This window comes from Yersinia enterocolitica (assembly GCA_002082245.2).
GTDB classification, from domain to species: domain Bacteria; phylum Pseudomonadota; class Gammaproteobacteria; order Enterobacterales; family Enterobacteriaceae; genus Yersinia; species Yersinia enterocolitica_E.
In genome coordinates this window covers 3,242,664-3,255,535 of the sequence record NBTC02000002.1, presented here as the reverse complement: position 1 = coordinate 3,255,535, position 12,872 = coordinate 3,242,664, and the positions used below count along the sequence as shown (strand labels likewise).

Here is a 12,872-nt window from a genome sequence, read left to right as displayed (position 1 = left end):
AGAGAGATCAATGCCATACTGCGTTGATCTCTCTGCTTATTGAGTCTTGATATCCCACCTATTTCAGGAGCCATTCCCATGTTTGAGAAACGCTACCGGATAACCTTGCTGTTTAACGCTAACAAAGTATACGACCGGCAAGTGGTGGAAGGGGTCGGTGAGTATTTACAAGCTTCACAATGTGATTGGGATATTTTTATTGAAGAGGATTTTCGTTGCCGTATCGATAACATTCGAGATTGGCTGGGTGACGGTGTTATTGCCGATTTTGATGATCGGCAGATAGAGCAATTACTGGCGAATGTAGATGTCCCGATTATTGGCGTGGGTGGTTCTTATCATCAACCGGCAGATTATCCGCCGGTCGATTATATTGCGACGGATAATGCAGCGCTGGTTGAGGCTGCTTTTATGCACTTGAAAGAAAAGGGTTTAAATCGTTTTGCTTTCTACGGACTGCCTGCCAGCAGTGATAAACGCTGGGCACAGGAGCGAGAATATGCTTTCCGACAGTTAGTGGCGGCGGAGCAATACCAAGGGGTGGTTTATCAAGGAATGGCTACCGCGCCGGCTAACTGGCAATACACCCAGAACCGCCTGGCGGACTGGGTGCAGACCTTACCACACCAGACCGGGATTATTGCTGTGACGGATGCGCGAGCGCGACATTTGCTCCAAGTGTGCGAGCATCTGGATATTGCGGTACCCGAGAAGCTGAGTGTTATTGGTATTGATAATGAAGAGTTAACCCGCTATTTATCGAGGGTGGCACTCTCTTCGGTGGTGCAGGGAACCCGACAGATGGGCTATCGGGCAGCTAAGTTGTTGCATCAACGCCTTAATCAGCGTCAGAAACAACAAGAGACAGCGCCATTACAGCGCATTCTGGTGCCACCGGTTAAAGTCATGGCCCGCCGCTCAACCGATTTTCGCTCGCTACGTGATCCGGCAGTGATTCAGGCGATGCATTATATTCGCCATCATGCTTGTAAGGGGATTAAGGTTGAGCAGGTATTAGATGCGGTAGGAATGTCGCGCTCAAATCTGGAAAAACGCTTTAAGGATGACATTGGGCAGACCATTCATGGCGTAATTCATGAAGAAAAGCTTGATCGGGCGCGTAACTTATTGGCTGCCACTTCCTTGCCTATCAATGAAATATCGCAAATGTGCGGCTATCCATCGCTACAATACTTCTATTCGGTATTCAAAAAAGGCTATTCCATTACCCCGAAAGAACACCGCGATAAATATGGCGAAGTGAGCTATTAACTGATTCGGTACTCTCAATAATGTCTCATCCCACTCTTACTTGAGGGGATTATTCATCATGTTTATTGAATGGCTAGCACCATACAATAAACAAGCTATAATCACCGCCTTACACCATTCTTCCAAATGGAAGATCATCGTCCCCGGTGGGGCGGCTGGACTTCAAATCCAGATGGGGCCGCCAGCGGTCCCTGGCAGGTTCGACTCCTGTGATCTTCCGCCAAGGCCTATCTCCTGCTTTCTCTATTCGTCAATAAATCCTTTTATAATCATATGGTTATATGGAAAGTAGTCTGTCTGAATCTACCGTGGTCTACTGGTTTCTACCCTGTGCTGGGGGCATAATTGGGGGCATAAAAATACTGTCATTTTAGAGATGCCCCCAAATGAAACTCAATGCCCGCCAGGTAGAGACTGCAAAGCAGAAAGAGAAATCCTACAAGTTGACTGATGGGGGAGGGTTATATCTCGAAGTCAGTGCCAGTGGGGCGAAATACTGGCGTATGAAATACCGCTATGGCGGCAAAGAGAAGCGCATTGCTTTTGGGGTTTATCCCCATGTATCGCTGGCCGATGCACGTCAAAAACGAGAAACGGCGAAGAAGCTTTTAGCCTCCGGAACAGATCCCGGAGAGACTAAAAAAGCTGAGAAATTGGCGCAAAAAATAGCGATGGAAAATAGCTTTGAATTAATGGCGCGGGAATGGCATAAAAATAAAGCCGATCGCTGGTCATTGCGTTATCGCGAAGAAATTATCGATACCTTTGAAAAAGATATTTTCCCCTTTATTGGCCGTCGCCCAATAGCTGATATTAAACCAATGGAATTGCTGGAAACGCTCAAACGCATGGAAAAGCGTGGCGCATTGGAGAAAATGCGTAAAGTACGCCAGCGCTGCGGCGAAGTATTTCGTTATGCCATTATTACCGGGCGCGCGGAATATAATCCGGCACCGGATTTAGCCGGTGCTTTGCAAACCCATAAGAAACAGCATTTACCTTTCCTCACAGCTCAAGAGTTGCCTTATTTCTTACGAGATTTAGCGGGCTATACTGGCAGCATAATTACTAAAACTGCCACTCGGATTATTATGTTGACCGGTGTTCGCACCCAAGAACTGCGTTTTGCCCGTTGGGAGGATCTTGATCTCGATAAAGGCTTATGGCACATCCCTCCTGAGCACATGAAAATGAAACGCCCCCATGTTGTTCCTCTTTCTATTCAAGTTATTACCGCGTTTAAGCAACTCCACCCGCTGACCCATCATTATCCGCTGGTATTCATTGGCCGTAATGACCACCGCAAACCCATCAGTAAAGAGAGCATCAATCAGGTGATTGAACTGCTGGGTTATAAAGGGCGGTTAACTGGACATGGTTTTCGCCACACCATGAGCACTATCTTGCATGAGCAAGGCTATAACTCTGCATGGATTGAAACTCAGCTTGCTCATGTGGATAAAAACTCAATTCGTGGCACGTATAACCATGCTCAATATCTCGATGGACGGCAGGAGATGTTGCAGTGGTATTCAGATTATATGGATAGCCTTGAACTAGGGGGTAATGTGTTGCATGGCACTTTTGGTCAGCGACGATAAGCAGGGTTAAGATTCGGCGGCTTATAAAGAGATAACAGGAGTAATCTCATGATAAACCCAGCGGAAAAGCTCAAGGCAAAGCAGCAGGAATTTATCAGTATCAGGGAGTTGATTAAGCGAATTTCGCGTCTCCACCCCGCGATGAGTCAGGCGCAGATAGTCAACTGGCTGCTGATAGAATTGACAGATGCCAGGGCAGTTACACCGCCGTTATTGATTCAGGACGCGCTCGGCGTGATCCGTTCACCCAGCTTTGATGACCCCAAACTTTGCTATTTTGATCTGCTCTCGGCAGCGATGGCCAACCCTAAAATGGATGGAGCGCCTTATGATGGGTGGATACCTGAAAGTTATAAACCCAGCGAATTTAATCACCGGCCCGATGAGGAGGATGATCACGAACTTCCCTTCTAAGGTATTAACAGCATGAATTGTTATGATTACGTCGGATTTAACCGCACTGAAATAGAACAACTTTTGCAGATTAACCTGCGCGACAGTGACGAAGAATATCAAAATATTCTTAAAGATAAATTGCCAAAATGGTTAACGCCATTTCTATCCAGAATTAATATTACAATAAAAGAAACTGCGGCATTGATTGTTGGGGTAATGCCTTATTCTATTCAAACTGATGATATAGGAATGGTAATAATTAATTATGAGAACTCATTATGGGATGCAGTGGATTGCAACCTATTAAGTTGTCGAGATATTAGTTATACCAATGCGAATAAAGATATTCGGCATGACGGTTATTTATTAAGGGCTGAAGTGGAGGGCTGGCTTAAGGCCCATAGCTTTCACTGGCCACTGCCGTCCGGCGCTGCACCAGTGCCGGAGCAACGGCAAGCGGAAGAAAACTGGGGCGGTTTTGCGGGTAAAGAAACCGCGCTGGCGTTTATTGCCGGTATGGCTATCGCGTTAGCCAGGAACAACCCGCAGTGCCGGCGCGGCGTCAAAATGAATAAAACCGCCATCGCCCGGGTGGCGACTCAGGCTATGCTCAATGCGGGGTTCCGTAGGGAAATGGTGACCGAAAAGCAAATGAGTAACTTGATCAGCGAGGCGCTGCTTGTTTCTCTGCCCGAGGCCGATAATCCTTAGACCAGCGGAAATTCATTTCCAACTCGGCGTTATTGGTTTCCAACTATGGATATCCAACTAAGGTATTCGCTTCCAACTAACGTATTCGCGTTACGGATTGACCTAAAATCAGCGGAATAAAGGTTCTTATTATTTATTGGTCACTTCCCCCTATTACGACCTGATTTTGTTTCAATTAATTCAGTAGCCACCGAGAGATAACAGGAGTCATGGAATGACCTATTCATCATTAATCCGATTGCCAGAAGTATTAAAACGTACCGGTTTTAGCCGACCGTGGATTTATAAACTCCTAAAACAAAAGCGCTTCCCGCCACCGATAAAAATAGGCGGGCGGGCTATCGCGTTTGTTGAAAGTGAGGTAAATGACTGGATTGATCAGCAAATTGCACATTCACGGGAAAATAAGCAATGAACGCGCTGGAGCATTATTCGGAATGTATTTCATTGAGCGTTTCATCAATGATGGCGAAATCTTGGCGCTCCAACCGCTCGTATTCTGCCCTCACCGCCGGTTTCTTTAGCATCCGGGCGACCACTTGCTCATGGGACAGCTTCGGCGGTTGGCGTTTATTATCCAAATCGCAACTCCTTCATTCGTTTGGCGGCTTTGCCCTTTTCTCTCCACGGCATATAAGCCGTTTTTTGCACCACAATATGCAAAATAACAATCTGCCAGTCTATTTGCGCCATAAAAATGACGCGATTCCAGCCTTTCGGCTCAAAAAAACACAGCTCAAACACCTCTTCGTAATGCTTCGGGGTGGCATCAACCATTCTAACGCCGTAGCGCTTCATACGCTGAGCCAGGCTAATAAAATTGGCCTGCAAGCTGATGGGTTGGGCAAGAAGCTGGGTGATAACGTCGTCATCGTAATATTCAATGGTGTAGTTCATAGGCTAAAAAATAACAGAAACGTTATTTTCCTCCGGCTGCGGATATATCGAAAGGAACGCCCCGACAAGCCTCAATGCCATCGGGGCGTTTATCCACCACGGAGCAAGGGTGGCGCGGTGGATGTAGCGAGTCTACGAATATTTCTGCCGGGTTCAACTGCTGGATGGCAGAATCAGATTATCTGTATCTAATTGATATATAAATTGTATTTATAAAATTTAATACATTGCTATGGGTGTTAGAAATGGCCCGAAAATGGATTTTATTCGCCGGAAACCCGGCGTAAAAAGGAAGAGTCATGAATCAATTTATTGCCGGGGTCGCGGCTCAGGCGCGCGGGAAATGGGACTTTATTCTGGATGCGCTGGCGATCAGCCACAGCAAACAGCACTCCCCCTGTCCGGCTTGTGGCGGTAAAGATCGCTTTCGTTTTGATGACCGTCAGGGTGCGGGAACGTGGTTTTGTAATCAGTGCGAACCGCAATCCGGTGACGGTTTAGATTTGGTGAAAAATGTCCGACAATGCTCGCTAACTGAAGCCGCGCAGCTGGTGGCCGATATTCTCGGTATCTTACCCAAACCTAAAGCGCCGGATCTGGCCTCTTTGATGGCGAAAACCACGCCAGGGGAATCTCGCTATTTAATTAATAAAGGTCTGAGCGGCCATAAATTACCTATTCTGCCGGATGGCTCGTTATTGCTGACATTACAGAATATGGCGGGCGACAGCACCGGCGCACAGATTATCCGGCCTGATGGCACAAAAAAGCTGATCGCCGGTAGCCGCAAAAAAGGCGCGTTTATCCCACTCAAATCGCTGCCAGCACAGGCTGAGACCGTGGTGCTAGTCGAGGGTTATGCCACGGCACAAAGTCTGGCGTTGTTACTACCGGCCGCCGTGGTTATCGCCGCCATCGATGCCGGTAATCTGTTATCGGTGGCACTGGCATGCCGCACCCGTTGGCCTGGCGCGAAAATCATCATTGCGGCTGATAATGATGTGAACCCGCAAGGTGCTGCTAATACCGGCCAACTGGCCGCAGAAAAAGTGGCCAGCGTGGTCGATGGTTGGGTGACACTGCCGCCGACCCCGTATAAAGCCGATTGGGATGATTACCGCCAGCAAGCCGGTACCGGGCAGGCGCGTAACAGCTTCTATCATGGTTTGTATCAGCCGCCGCCGGAGAGTCAAGCGTCTGAAAATAAAGGGTTATATCCGACATTATCGCAAATGGCCGCCAGCCAGCGCGGGCAGTTATTGGCCGAACATTACGGGCAGATTGCGGTGCATACCGAGAGTGAAACGGTTTATCACTATGATGGCGAGCGCTGGGATAAGCTGCCCGATGGTGTGTTGCGGCGCGAACTGGTGATGATTTTCAACGCCAACGACACGCCTTATTCACCGGCCGGTATCCGCAATGCCATTGAAGCGATGAAGCTGCAAATCCCGATCATGGCCGAGCCGTCGCGCCACTTGATCGGCTTTCAGAATGGGGTTTATGACCTGAAAGCCAGACAGTTCCGGCCGCATTGCGCCAATGATTGGTTGCAGCATCATAACGACATCATATTCACCGAACCGCGACCAGACGAAAATCTGGCACGCCACGCCCCCCATTTCGCCAAGTGGCTGGCCCATGCGGCCAATGACGAATTACCCAAAATGGCCCGCATCAGAGCCGCGCTGTTCATGATCCTGTCTAACCGCTTCGACTGGCAATTATTCCTCGAGGTCACCGGCGAGGGCGGCAGCGGGAAATCGGTATTCACCCACATCGCCACCTTGCTGGCTGGCCGCCAGAACACCGCCTCCGGCAATATGGCGGCGCTTGATCAGGCCAGAGGGCGCGCGCAGTTTGTCGGCAAAAGCCTGATTACGTTGCCCGATCAGGTGAAATATGTCGGTGAGGGAGCGGGTATCAAGGCCATCACTGGCGGAGATTTAGTGGAAATCGACGGCAAATATGAGAAACAATTCAGCACTTTAATAACCGCCGTGGTGCTGGCGACCAATAACGAGCCGATGAGTTTCACTGAGCGGCAAGGCGGTATTGCCCGACGGCGGGTGATTTTCGCGTTCAACCATCCAGTGAAAGAGGCGGATAAAGATCCGCTGATCGGCGAGAAAATCGCGGCAGAACTGCCGGTGGTGATCCGCTGCCTGCTGGCCGAATTCGCCGATCAGGACAATGCGCGAAAGTTGCTACTTGAGCAGCGAGATTCACGGGAGGCGATGGGGGTTAAGCGGGATGCCGACCCGCTTTATGGCTTCTGCGCCCACATTGTCGAGCTGGGCGAAGCGGTCGGTATGTATATGGGAACGCTGGCAATTTCCCCGCGCGCTCCGCGTATTTATCTGTATCACGCTTATCTGGCTTATATGGAGGCTTACGGCCATCAGCGTTCATTATCGTTAACCAAATTCGGCAAAGACTTTCCCAAAGTAATGAAAGAATTCGGTGCAGAATACAAAAAAGCCCGGACCGACAAAGGCTTCCGCTACAACATGGATTTATCCGACACCGCCAATGACTGGCTCCCCGCCCTGGCACTGCCCCACCATCCGCAACCGGAAGAGCCACCCCACTAATTATTTTTCACCTCTGGCTTATTCAGAGTGTTCAGAAATAGATTTAATTAATTGAAATACAAAGATAAAAACCGACTGAATAGTTTACTAATAACTGTTCAGTCAGTATTCAGAGGTATTCATTAATTCGTGGATGGCAGGTATTAAAAACTGAACACCTGAACAGTTGCTGAAGAGTCTGAGGGGGAGTGTTCAGAGAGGCTGAGGCCAGAGCGGGCAAGGGTTGTGGGGGTGATCTTGTTGCTTGGTGAAGGGGGTGAATAGTGGGGATGGGGCCGTTACGTTATATAAATGTATTGAATTTATGTAAATTTTGCATATAGATGAAATATAGAATCTGTCTCAATAAGCTACTACTCAATTTATAGTAAGTTATTTAGAATAAATGATATATTAATGCCATCCTATTGGTATTCATGGATAGCATCCATAAAATCAAAAATAGCGAGAGAATTTATTCTCATCATCGCTCATTAAATTAATTAAATTATAATTAACAAAGAGCTTTTCTTTTCCTGAGTGAATTTCATGCAATATATTTATTTCACACAACTTCTTTAAATAGTTTGATGCTGTCTGCCTTTTTGCGATCCCATTACTCACTAAATTTTGTATTCTACAGTAGGGTTGCTCGAAAATACACTGCAATAATTCATAGCTATAAATATCGTTAATTTCATTTTTCATATGTGATGATGTATGTTCCATTAGTTCACGAATTGCATTTATTTTTTCTAACGTCCATTTTGATGTATTCTCAATCGCAGACAGTATAAATAAAATCCATGATTCCCAATCACCATCTTTTGTTACTTTCAATAATAAGGAGTAATAACTATTTTTATTTTTAATAATGTATCGACTCAAATAAAGAATAGGTAAGGTGATTAGATTTTTATCTATTAAAAACAATAAATTAATGACTCTCCCTGTGCGACCATTTCCATCAGAAAACGGATGGATAGCTTCAAATTGATAATGTGTAACTGCTAATTTAACTAAAGGATCAAGATCATCCTCTTGATGGATAAATTTCTCCCAATTTGAAAGTAACTCTATAATATTTCTCTCTCCAACTGGAGGTGTATAAATGGTCTCACCAGTAGCTTGGTTTTTTAATGCTGTCCCTGGAATTTTCCTGATCTCCATTTTTGAGTTTTTGATCGTATTACAAACCTTTAATGCCGTATTTACACATAGCGGCCTATCTTTTAATTCTTGATAACCTTCATAAAGTGCAGTCCTATATCTTAATGCTTCCTTTGTCATAGGATCAGCATTACTGTCCTCACTGGAATACTGGAATAACTTATCAGTAGTTGTCACAATATTTTCTATCTCAGAACTATCTTTAGCTTCTAAAATAGGAATTAGATTAATGAGAAGATTCTGATTCGGTAATAACTCGCCCGCCCGTTTTAACCCTTCAAGTGCAGTTCTCGCTTCAACGCATGCTTTTAGTACACGCTTAGTCTCAATTTCTTGTTTTGGCGGCAATCGTGGCAGGTCATTATACGGTTGTGTAGGGTTCCATATCATGTTCATTCCTCATCCTTTTATCGACATGAAAATACTATAAACCTAAATCTGCGAATTTCAAAGTCACATGTCGAAAAATATAAAATAAATGTACATGATATGAAAACATGTCGATGCAATCGACATATGTGATTACGTGTCTAAAATCATTGAGTAAATGTACATGTTGTGAATACATGTCGATACAATCGACATACTCTCACCATATGTCGAAAAATATGAGTCAAATGTACATAATATAAAGTGGCTGTTTTACTGAAACAAAAACTCAATGATCAATTCCCCTACAAATGCGGCCCCTCTCGCATCTACAAAAATGTTTGTCCTAATTTACTACTGGTTAATTGAACAGTAGAGAATGGCCGGATATAGTGCCCTTGCAGCGGCAAAATCCGTTGCTGGGTTTAGCAGCCCGAGACAAAACAGAGCGCACAACCGCGCAGGCGGTTACTATGTGCGGGTACAGTTACACCTGTGAAAAACAATGGTGGGCTGGACGGGGGCATCGAAAGATGCGCCGGGTTCTCTGTTGACCGGTCTGCTAACCCCGTTCAGTCCACCACCCAAAGGGATTAGCAGCTCTTGGTGGTGGGATAAAGCCATCAACTGAGAGGTTGTCATCATGGATTCGACGACTAAAGCCCCTTGCCGTATCGCTTTTCTTCACCTGCCAGCATCACTGGCCGCCACTCTCCGGCCGGAGGTGCGCCATGTACGATAACTCGCCCCGCGAAGTGGAAGACCTCATTGATCATTGCCGTGCGCTCATTTACGCCGTTGTCGTGCTTGATCAACCCGCTGCAAAAGAAATACTCAATCTCGTCCTATGGCAGCAAATAGACCTGCTACATCAAACTTATCATCAAGCTATCAGTGAGCCTCTCGAGGCCGAATAACCCCTAAATGCAAAAAGGCATCGTGAGATGCCTTTAAAGATTAAGAATCACTCCATCTCACTTCATTTGAGCACTTAACATACTAATCTCTTGATAGTTAACAAGATATAGATGCTCATTTATAACTTTAATTTTTTAAAGTAACTCATTGTTTTAAATTAAAAACAATCTATAATAAGCATTGATTTACCTATGAGTGCTTAAAGGAGGCAATCATGATTTTGAAGCAAAAACTGTTGCGCTCCATCGCCAACCGGAAAGGTATTGTTGTACTGCGTTCGGAGCTGGAACACTTGGGTAGCAAATCGCAAGTTAGCAAGGCATTGTCTGAACTCGTTAAAGAGGGCGTATTAATTCGGGTTAGCCTTGGCGTGTATGCAAAAACTAGATTTAACCGATTTGCGGGGAAAAGGACGGTAGCCGCACCATTTGAAACTGTTGTGGAAGAAACGTTCAAAAAACTCAACGTGAAAGTCACTCAGGGCAAGGCCTTAGAGGATTATAACGCGGGAAGAACGACACAGATCCCAATGCAGCTCCAAGTCAGAACTCCAGGAAGGAAAATATCCAGAAACATCACTGTTTCGGGTAAAAATGTAAAATATGAAAAAACTTACGGATGAGCAAATTGCTGATATTCAGGATGCGGAAGCTGCGGGCCTGCTAAATGGCCTGCCAGCATTTGTCGCTGAAAAAGATGTGCATGTAACAGATGCATTGCGTGTATTAGCTAACTTGAATGTAGTGCATGAGGCACAGTTAAAAGGATTTGACCCTAGAAGTAAAAAATTACCTGTTGAGCCAGTAAATATAGAGCTTCCTGTCCGATTAGTGTTTGCTGGCGGTACTTGCTTATCGAAAGCTTATAATTTGATTAGTCGGATGTCAGAAGATATTGATATAAAAGTCATTCTTCCAGAGGTTCCGAACACCTATAAATTAAAAAATGAATGCTCATCTGATAAAGCAAGACTGAAAGATATTCATAAAAAACTGACAACAAAGCTAGAAGAACTAGGTTTCTACCTTACTGATAAAGAAGGTGAAAACCCTGAAATTAATGATAAGCACCGTCATTATAATGTCGATTTAAGCTATCAAGGGAATTTCAGTAGCGGTGTTTCTAACCCTTTGCGTAGCTGTATAAAAGTAGAATTAATAAATCGCCCCATCAATTTACCTACTGAGAAGTTAAAGATTAATTATCTTTATCAACAATTAGTAAATGGTAAAAGCTACCCTGATTTTGATATCGAATGTATCAACATATCCGAGACTCTTGCCGAAAAGGTCTTATCTCTTCTAAGACGATTTGCAATGTATTGTGCTGGCGTGAGGCAAGCCGAATTTGATGAGGCGCTAGTACGGCATATTTATGATGTATGGCGCATATACACAATAAAACCCAAAGCGATTAATGCTGCTGCTAGTATGTTCGGGCACTCAGTAAAAACTGATATGGAAGAATATTCACAGCAATTTCAGGCATTCGTTGATGACCCGTATAGTGTCCTGAGTAAAAGTCTTGATGTCATAAAAAATACTAAAGATGGGCAGGGTAAATGGTTGAACCATTTATACATAACGAGGCTTAGCCCACTGGTTTATTCGCAGGAACCACACTCCTATGAAGAGGCGTTGGCAAGTTTTGTCGAGGTAGCTAACCACTTACTCCGGGCCTTAGCTGAAAAGTGAATATATAGATGTTCACTAGGCGTCTATCAGACGAATTAATTGGAAATACACTCAGAAAAACATTCATCAGCCATATGGTTATGGTATCAACATGAAGTAATAGCGTGTCGAAAAATACCTTAAAAATGTACCTGAAAGTTATCCTCTTACGGGCCAGCAGCAGCGGCCCGTTTCAATTCAGCGCCCTAGACATCAAGCAAAAGTATTTGGGGGCATAATTGGGGGCACATCTCAGGCGCGGGATTTTAAAATGTAGTAAATACAAAAGATTATCTTGTAATACCGACTCCTGTGATCTCCGCCAAAAATTTTTTTTGCCTATTCCTCAGCACTTACAAAATATCCCCATTTTAAGTAAATATGAAAAATAAGTAGAATCAGCTTGTTGAAGTTATGATGATTCGATACGGATGATTTTGTATGATTCTAAACCAATAAAATGCCAAGTTATTTTCAGTAGTACTGATAATAAAAACATGTTCTTAAAAACAGTATTGACATCTGGTACAGAACACGTAGATTGGAATTCAACACCGGTGCAATTAGTAACGAACTCTTTATTTAGCCGGTGTCCATGTAGTTGATTTAAAATAATGCGATAAAGGTCACGAAATATTTTTTTATGTGAGATTCGCGATGGGTTTTTAATAATGGACTCGTGCGATGATGATTTCAGGCCACGTAATAAATCTTTACGATCGCATATGTGGACCAAAACGCGATGAGTTAAGGCTTTGTTGTTAATAGTAATGTTCGCGATTTGTGTACGTAAGTATGAAGTCGAGGATATCGCGAAGAAAGTAAAGCCATGTAGTAAGAGTATATATCGCGAGGGTGATGTACTAATTTAGTCAGTGTTATCATAAGCATGGCTAAATGTAACAAACGGGAAATGTTATCATTCAGTTAATATATTGGAGGATAGAGTTAGTTGTAAGCACCAAATATTCCTGTAGAAATAGGTACATCTTTGTAAATAGTACTAAGATAAGTGTCACGTTATTAAGTTGATTAATGTTTAATTTTAAATCTGTAGTACCTTAAAAGCCCTGACTACTGTAGTCGGGGCTTTTATCATTGTGGCTTTATAAGGTTTTGTATTACTGCGTTTTATCGGGGCGATCCAATGCTGTTATCCCGATAAGAACAAAATAACCGCCATGAGGGCGCCCCAATCCCATCAATAACTGAAGCTTTTAACCCGCGCCAGCACATGCTCCCCTACCGGCATAGTAAGTGACGTACATCCTATATAATCGCCAACTAACCCC

12 protein-coding genes are annotated in these 12,872 nt (G+C 44.5%); 10 read left to right on the top strand and 2 right to left on the bottom strand.

All coding sequences use genetic code 11. From position 1 onward, the window contains the following. Positions 1-78: 78 nt before the first annotated feature. The 6 genes from A6J66_016385 to A6J66_016360 all read left to right on the top strand — a co-directional run bounded on the left by A6J66_016385 (position 79) and on the right by A6J66_016360 (position 4,395). Positions 79-1,272, top strand: coding sequence for a XylR family transcriptional regulator (locus tag A6J66_016385; GenBank protein PNM25613.1), 1,194 nt, complete (start codon positions 79-81; stop codon positions 1,270-1,272). Positions 1,273-1,330: 58 nt separating this feature from the next. Continuing rightward, complete coding sequence (locus A6J66_016380) at positions 1,331-1,564, top strand: hypothetical protein (GenBank protein PNM25612.1); 234 nt, start codon at positions 1,331-1,333, stop codon at positions 1,562-1,564. Between the two features lie 94 nt (positions 1,565-1,658). Continuing rightward, positions 1,659-2,873, top strand: a complete 1,215-nt coding sequence (locus A6J66_016375) for an integrase (protein PNM25611.1) — start codon at positions 1,659-1,661, stop codon at positions 2,871-2,873. Between the two features lie 48 nt (positions 2,874-2,921). Next, positions 2,922-3,287 (top strand): hypothetical protein, encoded by a 366-nt coding sequence (locus A6J66_016370; protein PNM25610.1) that lies wholly within the window; start codon positions 2,922-2,924, stop codon positions 3,285-3,287. A gap of 12 nt (positions 3,288-3,299) precedes the next feature. Beyond that, positions 3,300-3,980 (top strand): hypothetical protein, encoded by a 681-nt coding sequence (locus A6J66_016365; GenBank protein PNM25609.1) that lies wholly within the window; start codon positions 3,300-3,302, stop codon positions 3,978-3,980. Between the two features lie 214 nt (positions 3,981-4,194). After that, positions 4,195-4,395, top strand: a complete 201-nt coding sequence (locus A6J66_016360) for an AlpA family transcriptional regulator (protein ID PNM25608.1) — start codon at positions 4,195-4,197, stop codon at positions 4,393-4,395. 158 nt (positions 4,396-4,553) lie between these two features. Here the strand turns inward: A6J66_016360 and A6J66_016355 are convergent, their stop codons facing one another. Next, the gene (locus tag A6J66_016355) at positions 4,554-4,877 is read right to left on the bottom strand and encodes a hypothetical protein (protein ID PNM25607.1); all 324 of its coding nucleotides are present in this window, start codon (positions 4,875-4,877) and stop codon (positions 4,554-4,556) included. Positions 4,878-5,176: 299 nt separating this feature from the next. On the opposite strand from A6J66_016355, the gene A6J66_016350 reads away from it, so the two are divergent. Next, on the top strand, positions 5,177-7,471 hold the full coding sequence (locus tag A6J66_016350; GenBank protein PNM25606.1) for a DNA primase: 2,295 nt from the start codon (positions 5,177-5,179) through the stop codon (positions 7,469-7,471). Between the two features lie 435 nt (positions 7,472-7,906). On the opposite strand, the gene A6J66_016345 is transcribed toward A6J66_016350, so the two are convergent. After that, on the bottom strand, positions 7,907-9,016 hold the full coding sequence (locus A6J66_016345) for a Fic family protein (GenBank protein PNM25605.1): 1,110 nt from the start codon (positions 9,014-9,016) through the stop codon (positions 7,907-7,909). Positions 9,017-9,624: 608 nt separating this feature from the next. Here A6J66_016345 and A6J66_016340 point away from each other — a divergent pair. From A6J66_016340 to A6J66_016330, 3 genes are all read left to right on the top strand, one after another. Next, positions 9,625-9,906 (top strand): hypothetical protein, encoded by a 282-nt coding sequence (locus A6J66_016340; protein PNM25604.1) that lies wholly within the window; start codon positions 9,625-9,627, stop codon positions 9,904-9,906. 215 nt (positions 9,907-10,121) lie between these two features. Beyond that, entirely contained in the window at positions 10,122-10,529 is a 408-nt protein-coding gene (locus A6J66_016335) for an S-adenosylhomocysteine hydrolase (protein ID PNM25603.1), read from the top strand. A 76-nt stretch (positions 10,530-10,605) separates the two neighbouring features. Further along, a complete protein-coding gene (locus A6J66_016330) occupies positions 10,606-11,601 on the top strand; it encodes a nucleotidyl transferase AbiEii/AbiGii toxin family protein (GenBank protein PNM27049.1) in 996 nt (331 codons plus the stop codon). Positions 11,602-12,872 lie beyond the last annotated feature (1,271 nt).